This window comes from Flavobacterium tistrianum (assembly GCF_003254545.1).
In the GTDB taxonomy this organism is placed as follows: domain Bacteria; phylum Bacteroidota; class Bacteroidia; order Flavobacteriales; family Flavobacteriaceae; genus Flavobacterium; species Flavobacterium tistrianum.
On sequence record NZ_QJRH01000066.1, the window covers coordinates 24,590 to 40,241 of the forward strand.

Below are 15,652 nucleotides of genomic sequence, written 5' to 3' on the forward strand. Positions count from 1 at the left end.
CGAACCTTGCGAAAAACCTTAGCGAACTTTGCGGTTAAATCTGTTTTCTATTTAATTAAAATCTGCTATCAATAATAGATGCCATTTCTTTTTGAACTAATAACGCTTCTTCTCTAGCTTTTTCAGCAAAGTCTGTTCCTTTTGAAGCGTAGATAATCGCTCTTGCAGAATTTACTAAAAGACCAACTTTATCATTCATTCCGTATTTGCAAACTTCAGATAAGCTTCCACCTTGAGCACCAATTCCTGGAACTAATAAGAAACTGTCTGGAACAATTTTTCTAATTTCTGTAAAATATTCTGCTTTGGTTGCTCCAACAACATACATCAAGTTTTCGCTATTTTTCCAAGTTTTAGAAGTTTCTAGAACTTGTTTGTACAATTCCTTTCCATTTGTATTTAAAGTCTGAAAATCGAAAGCTCCTTCATTTGAAGTTAGAGCCAACATAATGGTATGTTTATTTTCGAAAGCCAAGAAAGGCTCAACAGAATCTTTTCCCATATAAGGTGCAACAGTTACACTATCAAAATTTAGATCTTCAAAAAAAGCTTTTGCATACATGCTCGAAGTATTCCCAATATCACCGCGTTTTGCATCTGCAATTGTAAAAATATCAGGATAATTTTCGTTGATATAGTTAATTGTTTTTTGCAAAGATACCCATCCTTTTATTCCGTACGCCTCAAAAAAAGCTGTGTTTGGTTTGTATCCAACAGTCAAATCATGAGTGGCATCAATAATTGCTTTATTAAATTCGAAAATAGGATCTTCGGTTTCTAATAAATGCTGTGGAATTTTAGTCAGATCTGGATCTAATCCAACGCATAAAAATGTTTTTTTTTGAAGAATTTGTTCGTGTAGTTGTTGTGTTGTCATATTCTTTTTTACTTGTGCGGCAAAATTACAAATTATAATGGTTAATTGTTGATGGTTTGTGGTTGATTGTTTATTGTTGGTGGCTAATTGTTGTTGGTGATTGTCAAGCTGAGCGGAGTCGAAGCCCTTTGTACCCTTAGACTCCTCAACGTGACATTTATTTATGCCAACATTGAATTCTATAACATCTATAGAAAATTGTGTAATAGAAAAATTGGAATCAAAAGTAATTTTGAAAATAAACCATTAAAGAGACAATTATGAGCCCAAATATTGGAATATCGCCAAAGAACTTAAAGAAAAGCGCTTCTATACTAGCTACGATTTTATCAAATGAAATGACTTTGTACGTAAAAACAAGAAAATTTCATTGGAACATTTCCGGAAACAGTTTTATGGAACTGCACAAATTGTTTGAAGAACAGTACCGTGTTCTTGAAGCCCAAATTGATGAAATTGCAGAACGCATTAATCAACTGGGAGAAAAAACAATTGGAACGATGAAAGAGTTTATTGATAATTCAACCTTGAAAGAATCTCCTAAAGAATATGCTTCTCAAAAAGACATGCTATCTGAACTTTTAGAAAATCACGAACAGCTGGTAACAGAATTTAGAGATTATATTCCGGTTTTTGAAAACGAAACTAACGATGCTGGTTCTGCCGATTTTGTAACAGGATTGCTGCAGGAGCACGAAAAGATGGCTTGGATTCTTAGAAGATACCAAGTTTAGTTATGAGTTATGAGTTATGAGTTATGAGTTATGAATTTTTAATTTTTAAATCGAAAATGAAAATGAAAATTATGCAACAGTCAGAAAAATAAATGTAACATGATGCTGACTTAAAATTTGCAATTTTACAATACATAAAAGCCTAAAAAAGATATTATGAATACGACCGAGATAAAAGGAAACTGGAACGAGTTGAAAGGAAAACTAAAGCAAAAATATGCTGAGTTAACAGATGACGATTTGATGTTTGCTGAAGGAAAAGAAGACGAAATGTACGGAAAACTTCAGCAGAAACTGGGAAAAACAAAAGAGGAATTTCATCAAATCCTGTCAGAATTGTAAAACCTTGCAACTCAATCAGGGAAATACCGTCTAGTAAAAAATATTAGACGGTATTTTTTTGAAAATTTTATTTTAAAATCGTATTTTGACGTAATTCTATATCAATTAAAAGCAAAAACACCAAATAAAATAAGTATCTTTAACCAAATTTCTATAAAATGAAACTATTTATAAAGTTCGACATTAATACTATTTGCTCTCTTTATTTAAAACAAAATCTGGAACAAAACAATGTAAATTTTACAACTCTAGGATTTGGAGAAATTGAGATTGAAGACAATCTTGATGCCGAAGCGCTGGAGAATTTAAAAAGCAAATTGGCTCCATGCGGTTTTGAAGTAGTTGAAAATCAAAAAAGTGTTTTAGTCCAAAAAATAAAAGATGCTATTATCGAGCTTGTATTTATGGATGATAACAATAATTACAAAAGTTCTGTGTTTTTGGCAGAAAAGCTAAACCACAGTTACGGATATTTGTCTAATGTTTTCTCAGAAGTAACCTATTCTTCTATTGAAAACTTTATTATTTTACAGAAAATTGAAAGGGCAAAACAGCTGATAATCATCAATGAAATGAGTCTGACAGAAATTGCTTTTTTACTCAATTATTCGAGTGTTGCGCATTTGAGTACTCAGTTTAAAAACACAACTGGAATTACTCCATCTGCTTTTCAGAGAATTATTAAGAAACGAAGAGAAAATTTAAAATAAAAACCCAAATACCACATTAAAATGCAAAAAAACGCATTACACATTTTATTGGCCGATGACGATGAAGATGACCGTCTTTTCTTTAAAGATGCTTTTGAAGAAATAAAAATTCAAACTAATGTAAGTTTTGTTCATGACGGTATGCAGCTTATGGATCATTTAATGAACAAAGACAATAAACTTCCTGATATTTTGTTTCTAGATTTAAACATGCCTAAGAAAACAGGTAAAGAATGTTTGATTGAAATCAAAAAAACGGATCATTTAAAAGATATAATTATTGCCATTTACTCCACCTCTTCTTCTGAAGAAGATATTGAAGATACCTTTATCCAGGGCGCCAATATTTACATCAAAAAGCCAAGCGATTTCAATACGCTCAAAAAAATAATTAATGAAGTCGTGACTGTAAATTGGCATTATCATACTTCAGGTTTAAACCGTGATAATTTTTTGCTGCGACTAAAATAAAGGATACCAATGAAGTGGATACCAAATTTTAATTCTTCAAACTCTTTGAGAGTTATTTTTGTAATCGCAGTTTTCATTCTGTTATTTCTTTCTTCAATTGCTTACAAACATAACCAGGACTTGAATGAATCGAGCAAATTGGTTATGCACACATACGAGATCAACATCCAGCTCGAACGATTAATGTCGGCGATTAAAGATGCAGAAACGGGTCAGCGAGGATATATTATCACGCGAAATGCCCGTTTTTTGACTCCGTATATTTATTCCCGAGACAAGGTAAATACTTCTTTTATTACCTTAAAAAAACTAACCGCTGATAATCCGATACAGCAAAAAAACCTTCAAAAACTTTTCAAGCTCATTACCCTACGTTTTGTTTCTTTCGAAAATTGCCTAAAATACAGTGATCCAAAAACATACGACAAAAGAAAATTGGACAATCATATGTTTGGCGGGCGTATTTTAATGGAAAACATCCGATTTAAGGTAGACGAAATGAATGATATTGAGAAAGATTTCTTAAAGAAAAGACTTAAAATTTATGATTCTGAAATCTCTTTAAGTCCGCTGTTTTCGATTTCATTGTTCTTGGTGGCTTTGAGTTTTATTTTATTGGCTTATCGTCAAATTAGCCGTGATTTTGAGCGTTTGAAAGTATTCAATAAAAGACTTCTTATTTCTAGCGGTTTAATTTCTGAATCTGAAAATATTGGAAAATTTAGCACTTGGCAATGGGATTTGGATTCTGATAAAATTGATTTTTCAGACAACCAATTCCGATTATTAGGTCTTGAGCCAAAATCTTTTGCTCCTAATAAAGCCACACTTATCAAATATGTTCACCCAGACGACAAAGAATCTGTTGCCAAAGCAATAGACGGAATTGTAGAAAAGAAACATCTTCCGTTTGTGTATTACAAAATTGTGCGTCCTGATTTTGAAGTCCGTTATTTTAAAACAACAGGTAAATTGGTAACAGATCAGCAAGGCAGTAAAATTTTGCTGGGAATCAATTTTGATATTACAGACGAACATCTTCTAAATATCGAACTTCAGGAACGAAATAAAGAACTGGAGAAAAGCAATAAAGAATTGGCTTCTTTTAACCATGTAGCTAGTCACGATTTGCAGGAACCTCTCAGAAAAATACAGACTTTTATTTCGAGAGTTTCAAGTGCAGATAAAGAAGTGATGTCTGAAAGTGGAAAAAATTATATTACCAAAATCGAAAGTTCGGCTAAAAGAATGCGTGTTTTAATAGACGATCTTCTTTTGTTTTCACGAACCAATACAACCAAGAAGGAATTCATTAAAATGAATCTTAATGAACTTTTGGACAACGCAGAATCTGAATTGGGCGAAGTAATTGAAGAAAAGAAAGCCGTAATTCAGCGCATTGGCAAACTTCCGAAGCTTTCTGTAATTCCGTATCAGATTGAACAACTATTTATCAATTTAATTGGAAATTCATTAAAGTATAGTCAGCCCGATGTAAATCCTGAAATTTCTATTTCGAGCGAAAAAGTAAGTTCTGCCGATTATCCAGAAATATTAGAACAGTCTATAAAGAAGTATCACAAAATTACTTTTACAGACAACGGAATGGGATTTGACCCGCAGTTTAAAGAAACAATTTTTATTCTTTTTCAGCGTCTGCATTCCAAAACAGATTACCCGGGAACCGGAATCGGATTAGCGATCTGTAAGAAGATTGTAGAGAATCATAAAGGATATATTACAGCCGATAGCACTTTAGGAAAAGGCTCAGTATTTACGGTATTTCTGCCAGACTAAACTTCATTAAAAAACCACATAAAAAACGTTATATAAACCTGCTATGGGAATTATATAACGTTTCTTTTTTATGCTGTAAAGTAAAATCTTTCATTCGTTAGCATCTTTGTAATGTAATACTTTAGGAAGTAATAATGAAAGCAATTCCCCCTTTGAAGGCTACATATTTTAGAGTCTTTTTCTTATTCGTATTAGTATTCTGTGCGACGTCTTGCAGAAAAATTAATCCGATTGAAAACACTTTAAAGAATCAAGCTTTTGCAAAAAATGACAGAGAAGAAACAGAAGTCTTTTTTTTTATTTCAACGGCGAATATTAGCAAATCTATTATTTCAAAAAGTCAAATTGCACAACAAAAAAGTTCAGATATAATTGTTCAGGAATTAAGCAAAAGAATAGAAATTCAAGAAAATCAATTGCTGGAAGCGATAACCAAGATGGCAACATCAAAGCTCATTGTCATTACTGAAATAAATGCCACGCACAAAAGAGACCTGTACAACCTCATTGATGCAAGTAATAACAATTTTAATATTATCTATTTAGATGCAGTGACAGACGCAATCTGCAACCAGATTGAGTTACTCGAGACAATTTCTAGAGAAACAAATGATAAAGAAATTCTCGAACTGGTTCTAAGATTTTTGCCCGAACAATATAAACTCTTAAGAGAGACTGAACGAATAAAAAAACAAAATCAATAAACGCCTATTATCTATCTATTAACTAAAATTTTTACTATGAAATTACAAGCCAAATTTTTATCCGCCTTAACACTTTTTTTAACAGCATCATTCGGAATGCTGCACGCTCAAAACAATAATGTAGATACCGAATTCGGTGTAAAAGGAGGATTCAACATGTCTAACCTATATGGTAGCGGAGACGATGTAGATGACAACAATATTTTATACGGGTTTAATGCTGGGGTTTACGCCACACTTCCTATTTCAGATTTCGTTGCCATTCAGCCAGAGCTTTTGTTTACCACAAAAGGTTCAAAATTAGAGTACAACAGCGCTTTTGCAAGTGGGGATGCAAAATTTAGACTGAACTATATTGAGCTTCCGCTTTTAGTGAGAGTTAATGTTACTAAAAACTTTAACATTCACGCCGGTGGTTATGCTTCCTATCTAGTAAGTTCTAAAGTAAGCGGAAACGGTACGGTTGATTTTGACCAAGATATTGACACAGATGATTTAAACAAATTTGACGCAGGTATTTCTGCAGGTGTTGGAGTAGATTTTAATCCAATCAGCATAGGATTGCGTTACAATTATGGTTTGACGACTGTAGGTAAAGAAAGAACTGTTGCGGGAACTACATACACGTTTCCTGATGCAAAAAATAGCAACCTGACATTATATCTTTCTTACAAGTTAAACTAAACAAGAATTGATTATTAACCGCTAAAATAAAAACCATGTCAAACTTATTATATACCATCGCAGTGATTCTGGTAATACTTTGGGCTCTTGGGTTCTTTGTTTACAGTTTCGGAAGCATTATCCATATTCTGCTCGTAATTGCCATTATTGCCGTATTGCTTCGACTAATTAAAGGGCGAGAAGTTTAAAAATCACAATTTATTAAATCAACAAATTATTAAATATTAATCCATTTAAAATTTATTATTATGAAAACTAGCACAACAATTTTAGGAATTTTAGGAGCCGCAGCGGCGGGAGCAGCAATAGGTGTTTTATTTGCACCAGACAAAGGGTCAAACACAAGAAAAAAAATCAAAGATAAATCAAAAGATTACGGAGATAACTTGAAAACAAAATTTGATGGCATCGTAAACACAATCACTTCAAACGGTAAAGAAATTATCGAAGAAGGAAAATCTAAACTTAACCAAGTTAAAGAAGATTACAACACGCTGAAAGACGATGTTAAAACAGTAAAATCAAACTATTAATAGCACGAAAGTATTAATTAGTGAAATTTTCAAACCATAAAACCCTATATCATGGAACCAAATGCAACAACAAACGAGAATTTAAATCTTTATGAAAAAGCAGAAAACTATGCTAAAACAAGTTTAGAATTACTAAAACTAAAAACAGTGTGTTCTGTTGCCGATGGTGCTTCATCATTAGCTTCAAAGATAGCGATTGGTATTGTTGTTGCATTTTTCACTTTGTTCCTAAATATCGGGATTAGTTTATGGATTGGTAAAGAACTTGGAGAGTATTACTACGGCTTTTTTATCATGGCGCTATTTTATCTTATTCTAGTGATTGTTGTGGTAAAATCACATCATAAATTGATAAAAACTCCAATTGGAAATACAATTATCTCCAGTATTTTAAAAGAAACAAAAAACTGATTTAACTCATTAATAAACATAAAAGACTATGGAAGCCATTTACAATATTGATCAGTTAAATCGAAAAATTGAGGAATTAGAAGTTCGCCAAGATACAGAATGGTGCGCGATAAAAGACCATATCGACGAAATTAAAGATAATCTAAAGCCGATAAACCTGATACGCAATACGGTTGAAGAAATCAACGAAACGGTTGGTTTTAAAAGCCATATCGCTCAATCGGCAATCAGTATCGGAATTGGCTATCTGGCCAAAAGATTTATTGTCGGAAAAGGCGATTCGATGTTCAAAGGAATCCTTGGTTCTATCGTTCAGCTTATTGTAACCAATCTAGTTTCGAAACCTCATCATGAATCTTCTGAAGATGAATCATCACAATATGAACCGTCTAGAGAGTAATTTGTCTAACTTAATTTAATTATTATGGAAAAGCTTAGCGAAATAGTAATAAAAAATGGTGTATACGTTTACTCGAATCTATATAAATGTTTGGAATATACTAGAGTATTTTTAGGCGTCTAATCTCATCATACGTTTTTGGGGAAACGGTTGATGGGAGTAAGACCTTCACTATATATTTTTTTAAGGGACAAAGCGACAGAGGTACAAAGGCTCTTTCCTTTGGCTCTAAAACTAAATAAAAAAGCTGAACTTTTAGTTCAGCTTTTTTATTTTATAACGCCAGAGGGAAAAACCTCTGCCCCTTTGTTACTTTGTCTCTTTGAACCTAAGAAGTTTACGTTTAGTAAACTTCAGAAGCCTCTTTCAATTTCTCCATGTTATTAACCAACTGAAGCTCAGAAACGATTTTCTGAATATCACCATTCATGATGTTTCCTAAATCGTAAAGCGTTAAACCAATACGGTGATCGGTTACACGACCTTGCGCGTAGTTGTACGTACGGATTTTAGCCGAACGGTCTCCAGAACTTACCTGAGAACTACGTTTTTTAGCATCCTCTTCCTGCTTTTTGGCCAATTCCATTTCGTACAAACGAGAACGCAATACCATTAAAGCTTTATCTTTATTCTTGTGCTGCGATTTTTCATCCTGACATTGCGCCACCAAACCTGTTGGAATGTGCGTTAAACGTACAGCCGATTTCGTTGTATTTACCGATTGTCCTCCAGGTCCAGACGAACAGAAGAAATCTACACGAACATCGTTCATATCTACCTGAACATCAAACTCCTCTGCTTCTGGCAAAACCATAACCGTTGCAGCCGATGTATGCACACGACCTTGAGTTTCTGTCTGCGGAACACGCTGTACACGGTGAACACCCGCCTCAAACTTCAAAGTTCCGTATACATCTTCTCCAGTAACCTCAAAAATAACCTCTTTGAAACCTCCAGAAGTACCTTCGTTCATATCTACTACAGATGATCTCCATCCCATAGATTCGCAATATTTCGTGTACATTCTGAATAAGTCACCTGCAAAAATACTCGCTTCGTCCCCACCCGTTCCGGCGCGAATCTCCACCATAACGTTTTTCGCGTCTTCAGGATCTTTAGGAATAAGCATAAATTTGATTTCCTCCTCCAATTCTGGCAGACGTTCTTTTGCTTCATCCAATTGCATTTTGGCCATTTCCACCATTTCAGCATCACTTCCGTCAGCAATAATTTCGTTTGCTTCGTCGATGTTTGCTAAAATTATGATGTACTCTTCTCTCTTTTCAACAAGCGCTTTTATCCCTTTATATTCTTGGTTAAGCTGCTTATAACGTTTTTGATCAGAAATAACATCCGGCTGAATAATCAAATCCGAAATCTCATCGAAACGCTGCTTTACATATTGAAGTCTATCTAACATTTTCTAATTCCTTTTATTGGACGGCAAAATTACAAAATTTTTATCGAAAATTCTAGTGTTCATTTTTTAGGGAATTTAAGTTGAATATTTGGTGGAATTGTAATGATTTTCTAGGAGCTAATTCCCGTCCCGATAGCTATCGGGATTACAATCTTTTGTGCCGAACCCCGGCACAAAAGGATTTCCACTCTATCAGGGCTAAGAGTTTAAATGTTCAAAAGAAACACTACTTTTTTCTATAAAATTATTGCGGCAAAGAAAGTCAATCTCACCTATTCGAATTAGTTAGTCATAACTTAAAATAAAATCCACCATTTTTTCTTTCCAAAATCTAAATAGCAATCACATTTTTAGTGTTTTTTATAAAAAAATCGTAATCTTTTTCCTAAAATTTAAAAATAAAGTTTATGTTTGTGAGAATTAAACTATTTAACCAATTTGTTATGAAAAAAATTATAAGCCTTATAAAGGGCAGTATGCTTCTAGCATGCGTCCTTTTAATTAAAACTGCGCTTCTGAAGATTACAGCAGTAATCTGAACGTCCAACTAACTGCAGAAGCAAAAAGCTGGTTCAATAACCACGAATCAGAATACAATAATTCCATTTTGCAATATATTGGCAATTTGCAATGGGAAAATGCCATAGTATCAGAAGGCAAGGATGGAGAGGTAATTGAAGTGCCTTTTATACTCAAAGAAAACTTAAGCACTTCAGATGAAAATGGAACATTATACAATGATCATCACCGTTTAGTGTTTATAAAAAATGAACCTAATAATTTTAAAATGTACTATGTTCAAGCATTTACAGAAAGTGAGAGTGCCGATATCTCAGATAAAAACTATAGTTATTACTCTATAAAAGATAATTTTAACGGTCATATATTTATACAAGACTTAAGTACGAACAAAAGCAATGCTTTTCAATTTAAGAATGGTCAAAAAACTCAGCCGTCATTAACTGCAAAATGGCGCGAAGAGTATTACGATTGTACTTTTATAGGTTATTGGAGCGAAGGAGGTACTTTTACACCGATAAAATTGTTATATTGTGATGGCGGAAGTGGCTCTGGTGATGGACCAACTTATGGCGGTGGACCAGTTTCTGGCGGTGGCAGTACTGGAAGTACCCCTCAACCAACTGAAATACGGATTATTGATAATCTTACAGGAAAAGCAAAATGCATAAATAGTTTATTGAGTAGTGGGGGGAATGATTTTGTCAAATATATATTTAATCAGTTTGCCGGGAAATCAGAATTTAATATTGAGATTATTTCACTACCTAATGTTTATACACCGACCAACCAAGAAGTAAATGGAACAACACGGTTTAACAAAGTGAATAGTCTTATGACTATAGAAATAAGCACAAGTAGATTAGATGGAATTGCAGCTTTGGAATCTGCTAGAATAATCTTGCACGAATATATACACGCAGATATATATCGAAAGTTAAATACAGCAAATTCAAATGATATTGATGCTAGTGATTTTAAAAAGGTTTTTGAAACATATGAAACTCAGCACAACGCAATGGCGCAAGTCTATCTTAACAGTATGGCGGGTGCTTTAAAGGAATTTCATAAAACAGTATTAAGTAGCGATTATATCAACTATACGAATTATTATGGCGAAGCCCCAAGTGATGAATTCTATGAGGCTATGGCGTGGGGAGGTTTAAAAGATAGTAATGTAAAAGCTTGGACAGATTTGCCTGCAGATAAAAAAGCATCTATTAATTCATTGGCAAGCAGAGTTCCTATTTTAGGTAAAACTGCTCCTTGCCCATAAAAGATATTACTAATAATACTTTTTGTATATTCGATACACAATTCAATTACCTGTTTTTAAAATTAAATTATGAAAAAACATATATATGTATTAGTTATATTCTTATTGGGTTTCAATTTACACGCTCAAGAAAAATTAAATGGCACATTCTTTTTTAAATTAGATGATTCGTACGTTATCGAATCCAAAACTAAACCCAATACGTTTTTGATAAAAGATAAAAATGAGGATGAGGAATTTTATTTTAAAGGAGTTGAAGTTGTAAATGATTTACAACCTAATGAAGTACTGTGTCTGAAAGATTTTGTAAGGACTTCAAAATATTATAATAAAAACAAAAAGAATAAATTAAACAATGGTGAATTGGTAAACTTTTTTAGTAACGCTACGGTTTATTTAGTTAGAAAAAAGAATAATAAAACCGAATTCATCAAAGTAAATCCAATCGTTGAAATTTATGATTAATTTAAAAATCCCCCGCTCCCCAAGGTCTTCAACTGAAAAACTGCGCAAATGTCTAAGACTTTGCGCTTTTCTTTTATATCAATACTTCAAAGAAACCGCTATTAAAAAATCTAAATATGAAAAGTAAGTTTAAAAATATCTTTTTAAAAACCAATATTAATCTTTTATTGGTGGCTATGATTTCAATAAATCTTCAAGCTCAGGAAAAAGTAAAAGACACACTTTTTTTTGCTTATGATAGTAATTATATTACTAAAGATTACACTATTGTTTTAGTTAAAAGTAACAATGGTAAGAAGAGTTATTTTCAAGTAAAATCAAATTTTGAAATTGAGTAAAAAATCAAAGCATGAAAAGTAAGTTTAAAAATATCTTTTTAAAAACCAATATTAGTCTTTTATTGGTGGCTATGATTTCAATAAATCTTCAAGCTCAAAAAAAAGTAAAAGATACATTATTTTTTAAAATAGATAATACCCGATAGCGTGGATTTGTAATCCATGCCCGCAATAGTGAGACACAATAAAAATATTTTAAAAAAGCCAACCTTTGTGGGCACGAATTACAGATCCGCGCTATCATAGTGCTATCATAGTTTGTTAGACCTGTATTAAAACATGATTAACAACTTTATTTATATATTTGAAAATAAAAAGAGTTTTTGCCTTTAATGAAAAATAAATTTATTCGCCGTTACCAATTAACCAAGTGGAATATTATCACTATTTGTACTTATTTATTGCTTTCTATTTTCTTATTCAGTTATGGTGCAGTAAACAAAATTCATTTAAAAGAAATATTATTTTACTACGGATTCGGAACTCAATTTTTTATTTATGGATTTGAATATCGGGCTCTTCGTAATTTCAATTATTTTTTAATTTGGACAGTAATTGGAATAATTCATTTTAGCATTTTTCTTTCTATCAAAGATTCATCAGAATTAGCATTCGTCAATGGTCATGCATCTCTTGGCTTAAGAAGTACATTAATTACATTATTACTTTTTCAATTCTTAAGATACTTAAGTTTAAAAATTCAAGGAAAGGAATTAGTTGTTCCTGCAAAATATGGCAAAACTGACCTTCTAGACGAGCGAAAAATTACTGTAGTTGATACAATCTTTTTTTTCATTTTTATAGGTGCAACCTTGTTTTTTCTTGTAACAGAGTAAAATTCAAAAAAAACACCACTCTTCGAAGAGTTCATTCTAAAACGTACGCAAATGTCTTCGACTTTGCACTTTTTTCATCAATATTCTAAATGAAATTTACACAAATCATCCAACAACTCCATTTCATCTTCTGGCAATAACTGCAAGGCAATTTCAAGCAAAGTCATTACATTGACATTATTGTCTTTTGTAAAACTCGACAAACCATTTGCATCTGGATTAAGCAAAATAATGCTTGCTTTTAGCAAATCTGAAACCATTAGATTTAATTCGTTATAAGAAGATACTTTTAGCGGTATTGTATACGAGTTAATTTCTTTAGGTTCTGGTTTTAGTTTGCTGAAGTAGCTTCCTTTATTTATTAATTCTAACAATTCTTCGGCTCTTTCTTTATTTTGCATTTCTATTTTCATATAAGATTTGTTTTACAATTTTAAACAAATATATAAAATTTCGGTTGAAAACAATCGATTTTTAACAATCATATCAAAACAATCCATTACTTGTAATTTCATTTCTATGAAAAGAGAAAGAAAAAGCGAAATTCCAGAAGTTGTAAAAGAACTAGGAATTAAGATAAAAGATGTGATTGACACTAATAATTTAAAACCAAGAGAAGTTGCTCATGATGCTGAAATGGATGTAGAAAATTTAAGAAAATACATTAAAGGCTCGCAAGAAATGAAAGTAAGTACTTTGTTTAAAATTGCGCAAGCTTTAAAAATTCATCCAAGCGAATTGATTAAGGATTTGTAGATTTTACCCTCTATTTCTGCAACAGTTATCATAAAGCAATAAATATAACCCTTCTAATAATTAACAATGAAAAAACTTCTATTACTATCAATACTTATAGTATTTACTTCATTTAAAACTTTTACTACCGATCAGGTTTTAAATTTTGAATACGAATTAAAATATATGATTAATAAAAAGGAACATTCTGTTTTTGTATCTAAATCTAATCCAAATGATTACTTAATACATTATAAAGAAAATAATTTTTATGCCCTTTTTTATAATAATCAGCTATTCGACATAAGTTTTTCTGATTCTGGTGAAATTAATTATCAAAGATCAAGCGCACAGAACACAATTCCTAAAGAAAAATTGAATTTATTGACGGAAACTAAAGAGACAAAAATGATTAACAATTTACTTTGCCATAAGTACGTCGCAAATTTATCTCAATTTAAATCTCGTCAAATTGAAGTATTTATTTCTAAAAACAATAAAATCAACAATGTTAACTTCTTACAGATGTATGGTTTAAAAAACAACATCAATACTAAAGGATTAGTTATGGAAATGGTGCCAAGCGAGTTTTTTACATTGATCGAAACAAAACCCGTTAAAAAAGCTTTAAAAATCGATGTAAATAAATTAAAAAGTTTGGTTGAAAAAAGAGATCATAATAGTACAAACGAGGTTCAAACAACGGTTGACAATTAACTTTCTATTGTGCTAGTAGAGGAAGCCTATCTCCTCATTATATTTTCATCTAATTCTGTCATTTCGAGGAACGAGAAATCTTCGCGAGTAGCTCCGCAATCAAAATCGCCAATCTTTGTAGAGCTACTTGCGAAGATTTCTCCTTGCGTCGAAATGACAATATTGTGCAGAGAAACTGGCGAGAAACAAACTGCAAAAAACCAACCCTCATTAAATCAGTATTTTAGTAAGAAATTTATATATTTGGTTATACCAAAAACAAATTTACTATCTAAAAACCACTATTAATGAAAGGACTTATCAAAATCGGCCGTTTATTTTACGGTATCGGCATTATTGCTCTGGGAGTACATCAGCTTATTATCAAAGATTTTCGATCTGAGATTTTATCACCTTTTCCCGCTTGGGCGCATCAATATCCTATTTTTTCTATCCTTACCGGAATCGTTTTAATATTGACCGGAATTATTATTTCGGAAATCGTTACACTTAAATTTATCGACACCAAAAAAATCTGTCTTTATTTAGGTTTTGCTTTTCTTGCTGCTTTTGTTGTTTCTCATCTTCCGTTTATTTTCATTTTTAATACCGATAAAACCAACGCCACACAAATCTGGATCAACGCTATTGAGGAACTCACGTATAGCGGCGGAGCGTTTGTATTGGCGGGTTCTTATAGTGCGAACAAAAGCGAAAGTAAATTCGACACATTTCTAGAAAAACTTATTCCAGTTGGGCGAATTTTCTATTCACTTTTAATGCTTTTGTTTGGTTTAAGCCATTTTCTTTTTGCTGAGTTTGTTTCTACAATGGTTCCGAAATGGCTGCCAGGAACTATGTTTTGGACTTATTTTGTAGGTGTTGCACTTATTTGTTCGGGCATTTCGATTATTTTCAAACTTTGGATAAAACCTATTTCGCTTCTTCTTGCTTTAATGCTTTTACTTTTTGTACTTTTCTTCCATATTCAAGATGCTGTTGCAAACCCAACTGTAGGTGGCGGAAATGAAATTGTACGCGCGATTATTGCTTTACTTTTCTGCGGAATCGCATTGGTAATTGCCCTAACAAATGATTCTAAAAAACAGGTTTTAGCGAGCTGAAATATTTAGAAAATCGAAACTGTGCTTTAGCATGTCATTACAATTATGAAAAAAAATATCGAGGAAGAAATAAAAAAACTAACAGCACAATTACTTGAGTTGGTGAATCTGTATTGCTGGAATGATATTTCGAATAACTTTATGTTTATTATTTCCGATATTTCAGAAGTAAAAGGAGAAAACTTTTTTATTCAAAACCAAAATAAAAGTAAACTAAACAAAAATAAAATACCCAAAACTTCTAAAGAGGCTGTTGCAGAACTTAACGAATTTTACGATTTAATTTATGATGTAAATTTATATGTTTATAAAGCTGAAAAGGATCAAACTATTATCGACATTAGATACTTTCTGAAAACTAATCTTGATTCAGATTTTCTTAAAACAGTTTGTAATAATCCGCCAATGCTGCATTGTAAAATTACAAAACCTCCCTATTTAAAAAACGAAAATGATAAATTTGATGTTAATTGGGAATTGGGTGGTATGCGACATAAATGGAATATGCTTTGTTGGAAAACAAACCATAAATGGGATAAAATGAATCGCAACTTTACAAAATTCAAATAAGAAAACCAAA

The 15,652-nt window shown here is 32.1% G+C and carries 22 protein-coding genes; 19 read left to right on the forward strand and 3 right to left on the reverse strand.

Features of this window, described 5'->3' with window-relative positions:
* Positions 1 to 55: 55 nt before the first annotated feature.
* A complete protein-coding gene (pyrF, locus tag DMB71_RS08160) occupies positions 56 to 877 on the reverse strand; it encodes an orotidine-5'-phosphate decarboxylase (RefSeq protein ID WP_111365176.1) in 822 nt (273 codons plus the stop codon).
* Positions 878 to 1,137: 260 nt separating this feature from the next.
* On the opposite strand from pyrF, the gene DMB71_RS08165 reads away from it, so the two are divergent.
* The 11 genes from DMB71_RS08165 to DMB71_RS08215 all read left to right on the forward strand — a co-directional run bounded on the left by DMB71_RS08165 (position 1,138) and on the right by DMB71_RS08215 (position 7,663).
* Positions 1,138 to 1,611 carry a Dps family protein gene (locus DMB71_RS08165; RefSeq protein WP_111365178.1) on the forward strand — a complete coding sequence of 158 codons (474 nt, stop codon included), beginning with the start codon at positions 1,138 to 1,140 and terminating at the stop codon, positions 1,609 to 1,611.
* A 156-nt stretch (positions 1,612 to 1,767) separates the two neighbouring features.
* Positions 1,768 to 1,953 carry a CsbD family protein gene (locus tag DMB71_RS08170; RefSeq protein WP_111365179.1) on the forward strand — a complete coding sequence of 62 codons (186 nt, stop codon included), beginning with the start codon at positions 1,768 to 1,770 and terminating at the stop codon, positions 1,951 to 1,953.
* A 158-nt stretch (positions 1,954 to 2,111) separates the two neighbouring features.
* Positions 2,112 to 2,663, forward strand: a complete 552-nt coding sequence (locus tag DMB71_RS08175) for a helix-turn-helix domain-containing protein (protein ID WP_111365181.1) — start codon at positions 2,112 to 2,114, stop codon at positions 2,661 to 2,663.
* 21 nt (positions 2,664 to 2,684) lie between these two features.
* A complete protein-coding gene (locus DMB71_RS08180; protein WP_111365182.1) occupies positions 2,685 to 3,134 on the forward strand; it encodes a response regulator in 450 nt (149 codons plus the stop codon).
* Positions 3,135 to 3,143: 9 nt separating this feature from the next.
* Entirely contained in the window at positions 3,144 to 4,931 is a 1,788-nt protein-coding gene (locus DMB71_RS08185) for a sensor histidine kinase (protein ID WP_111365184.1), read from the forward strand.
* A 134-nt stretch (positions 4,932 to 5,065) separates the two neighbouring features.
* Entirely contained in the window at positions 5,066 to 5,635 is a 570-nt protein-coding gene (locus DMB71_RS08190; protein WP_111365185.1) for a DUF4142 domain-containing protein, read from the forward strand.
* A 36-nt stretch (positions 5,636 to 5,671) separates the two neighbouring features.
* A complete protein-coding gene (locus tag DMB71_RS08195; RefSeq protein WP_111365187.1) occupies positions 5,672 to 6,319 on the forward strand; it encodes a porin family protein in 648 nt (215 codons plus the stop codon).
* 35 nt (positions 6,320 to 6,354) lie between these two features.
* Complete coding sequence (locus DMB71_RS08200) at positions 6,355 to 6,507, forward strand: lmo0937 family membrane protein (protein WP_111365189.1); 153 nt, start codon at positions 6,355 to 6,357, stop codon at positions 6,505 to 6,507.
* Positions 6,508 to 6,567: 60 nt separating this feature from the next.
* Positions 6,568 to 6,852 (forward strand): YtxH domain-containing protein, encoded by a 285-nt coding sequence (locus tag DMB71_RS08205; RefSeq protein WP_111365190.1) that lies wholly within the window; start codon positions 6,568 to 6,570, stop codon positions 6,850 to 6,852.
* 51 nt (positions 6,853 to 6,903) lie between these two features.
* The gene (locus DMB71_RS08210) at positions 6,904 to 7,263 is read left to right on the forward strand and encodes a hypothetical protein (RefSeq protein ID WP_008462338.1); all 360 of its coding nucleotides are present in this window, start codon (positions 6,904 to 6,906) and stop codon (positions 7,261 to 7,263) included.
* A gap of 28 nt (positions 7,264 to 7,291) precedes the next feature.
* On the forward strand, positions 7,292 to 7,663 hold the full coding sequence (locus DMB71_RS08215) for a hypothetical protein (protein ID WP_111365192.1): 372 nt from the start codon (positions 7,292 to 7,294) through the stop codon (positions 7,661 to 7,663).
* A 343-nt stretch (positions 7,664 to 8,006) separates the two neighbouring features.
* Here the strand turns inward: DMB71_RS08215 and prfA are convergent, their stop codons facing one another.
* Positions 8,007 to 9,083: a peptide chain release factor 1 gene (gene prfA / locus DMB71_RS08225; protein WP_111365195.1), complete on the reverse strand. Its 1,077-nt coding sequence runs from the start codon at positions 9,081 to 9,083 to the stop codon at positions 8,007 to 8,009.
* Between the two features lie 679 nt (positions 9,084 to 9,762).
* Between prfA and DMB71_RS08230 the strand changes: the two genes are divergently transcribed.
* The 4 genes from DMB71_RS08230 (at position 9,763) to DMB71_RS08245 (ending at position 12,517) form a co-directional block, all read left to right on the forward strand.
* Positions 9,763 to 10,878, forward strand: coding sequence for a hypothetical protein (locus DMB71_RS08230; protein WP_162614802.1), 1,116 nt, complete (start codon positions 9,763 to 9,765; stop codon positions 10,876 to 10,878).
* Between the two features lie 69 nt (positions 10,879 to 10,947).
* Entirely contained in the window at positions 10,948 to 11,343 is a 396-nt protein-coding gene (locus DMB71_RS08235; protein WP_111365198.1) for a hypothetical protein, read from the forward strand.
* 116 nt (positions 11,344 to 11,459) lie between these two features.
* The gene (locus tag DMB71_RS08240; protein ID WP_111365199.1) at positions 11,460 to 11,681 is read left to right on the forward strand and encodes a hypothetical protein; all 222 of its coding nucleotides are present in this window, start codon (positions 11,460 to 11,462) and stop codon (positions 11,679 to 11,681) included.
* A gap of 332 nt (positions 11,682 to 12,013) precedes the next feature.
* Entirely contained in the window at positions 12,014 to 12,517 is a 504-nt protein-coding gene (locus DMB71_RS08245; RefSeq protein WP_111365201.1) for a hypothetical protein, read from the forward strand.
* A 77-nt stretch (positions 12,518 to 12,594) separates the two neighbouring features.
* Here DMB71_RS08245 and DMB71_RS08250 read toward each other — a convergent pair whose 3' ends face one another.
* Positions 12,595 to 12,930 carry a hypothetical protein gene (locus DMB71_RS08250; protein WP_111365202.1) on the reverse strand — a complete coding sequence of 112 codons (336 nt, stop codon included), beginning with the start codon at positions 12,928 to 12,930 and terminating at the stop codon, positions 12,595 to 12,597.
* Between the two features lie 106 nt (positions 12,931 to 13,036).
* Here DMB71_RS08250 and DMB71_RS08255 point away from each other — a divergent pair, with 106 nt between their 5' ends.
* The 4 genes from DMB71_RS08255 (at position 13,037) to DMB71_RS08270 (ending at position 15,642) form a co-directional block, all read left to right on the forward strand.
* Positions 13,037 to 13,273: a helix-turn-helix domain-containing protein gene (locus DMB71_RS08255; protein ID WP_111365204.1), complete on the forward strand. Its 237-nt coding sequence runs from the start codon at positions 13,037 to 13,039 to the stop codon at positions 13,271 to 13,273.
* Between the two features lie 66 nt (positions 13,274 to 13,339).
* Complete coding sequence (locus DMB71_RS08260) at positions 13,340 to 13,969, forward strand: hypothetical protein (protein WP_162614803.1); 630 nt, start codon at positions 13,340 to 13,342, stop codon at positions 13,967 to 13,969.
* Between the two features lie 287 nt (positions 13,970 to 14,256).
* Complete coding sequence (locus DMB71_RS08265; RefSeq protein WP_111365207.1) at positions 14,257 to 15,072, forward strand: DoxX family membrane protein; 816 nt, start codon at positions 14,257 to 14,259, stop codon at positions 15,070 to 15,072.
* A gap of 45 nt (positions 15,073 to 15,117) precedes the next feature.
* A complete protein-coding gene (locus DMB71_RS08270) occupies positions 15,118 to 15,642 on the forward strand; it encodes a hypothetical protein (protein WP_111365208.1) in 525 nt (174 codons plus the stop codon).
* The last annotated feature ends 10 nt before the right edge of the window (positions 15,643 to 15,652 follow it).

Bases quoted from the DNA above. Each gene is read 5' to 3' on its own strand.
- DMB71_RS08235 (WP_111365198.1), top strand. From the start codon at position 10,948: ATGAAAAAACATATATATGTATTAGTTATATTCTTATTGGGTTTCAAT.
- DMB71_RS08190 (WP_111365185.1), top strand. From the start codon at position 5,066: ATGAAAGCAATTCCCCCTTTGAAGGCTACATATTTTAGAGTCTTTTTC.
- DMB71_RS08185 (WP_111365184.1), top strand. From the start codon at position 3,144: ATGAAGTGGATACCAAATTTTAATTCTTCAAACTCTTTGAGAGTTATT.
- DMB71_RS08265 (WP_111365207.1), top strand. From the start codon at position 14,257: ATGAAAGGACTTATCAAAATCGGCCGTTTATTTTACGGTATCGGCATT.
- DMB71_RS08200 (WP_111365189.1), top strand. From the start codon at position 6,355: ATGTCAAACTTATTATATACCATCGCAGTGATTCTGGTAATACTTTGG.
- DMB71_RS08195 (WP_111365187.1), top strand. From the start codon at position 5,672: ATGAAATTACAAGCCAAATTTTTATCCGCCTTAACACTTTTTTTAACA.
- DMB71_RS08270 (WP_111365208.1), top strand. From the start codon at position 15,118: ATGAAAAAAAATATCGAGGAAGAAATAAAAAAACTAACAGCACAATTA.
- DMB71_RS08205 (WP_111365190.1), top strand. From the start codon at position 6,568: ATGAAAACTAGCACAACAATTTTAGGAATTTTAGGAGCCGCAGCGGCG.
- DMB71_RS08175 (WP_111365181.1), top strand. From the start codon at position 2,112: ATGAAACTATTTATAAAGTTCGACATTAATACTATTTGCTCTCTTTAT.
- DMB71_RS08245 (WP_111365201.1), top strand. From the start codon at position 12,014: ATGAAAAATAAATTTATTCGCCGTTACCAATTAACCAAGTGGAATATT.
- DMB71_RS08210 (WP_008462338.1), top strand. From the start codon at position 6,904: ATGGAACCAAATGCAACAACAAACGAGAATTTAAATCTTTATGAAAAA.
- DMB71_RS08180 (WP_111365182.1), top strand. From the start codon at position 2,685: ATGCAAAAAAACGCATTACACATTTTATTGGCCGATGACGATGAAGAT.
- DMB71_RS08255 (WP_111365204.1), top strand. From the start codon at position 13,037: ATGAAAAGAGAAAGAAAAAGCGAAATTCCAGAAGTTGTAAAAGAACTA.
- DMB71_RS08215 (WP_111365192.1), top strand. From the start codon at position 7,292: ATGGAAGCCATTTACAATATTGATCAGTTAAATCGAAAAATTGAGGAA.
- DMB71_RS08250 (WP_111365202.1), bottom strand. From the start codon at position 12,930: ATGAAAATAGAAATGCAAAATAAAGAAAGAGCCGAAGAATTGTTAGAA.
- prfA (WP_111365195.1), bottom strand. From the start codon at position 9,083: ATGTTAGATAGACTTCAATATGTAAAGCAGCGTTTCGATGAGATTTCG.
- DMB71_RS08260 (WP_162614803.1), top strand. From the start codon at position 13,340: ATGAAAAAACTTCTATTACTATCAATACTTATAGTATTTACTTCATTT.
- pyrF (WP_111365176.1), bottom strand. From the start codon at position 877: ATGACAACACAACAACTACACGAACAAATTCTTCAAAAAAAAACATTT.
- DMB71_RS08165 (WP_111365178.1), top strand. From the start codon at position 1,138: ATGAGCCCAAATATTGGAATATCGCCAAAGAACTTAAAGAAAAGCGCT.
- DMB71_RS08170 (WP_111365179.1), top strand. From the start codon at position 1,768: ATGAATACGACCGAGATAAAAGGAAACTGGAACGAGTTGAAAGGAAAA.
- DMB71_RS08240 (WP_111365199.1), top strand. From the start codon at position 11,460: ATGAAAAGTAAGTTTAAAAATATCTTTTTAAAAACCAATATTAATCTT.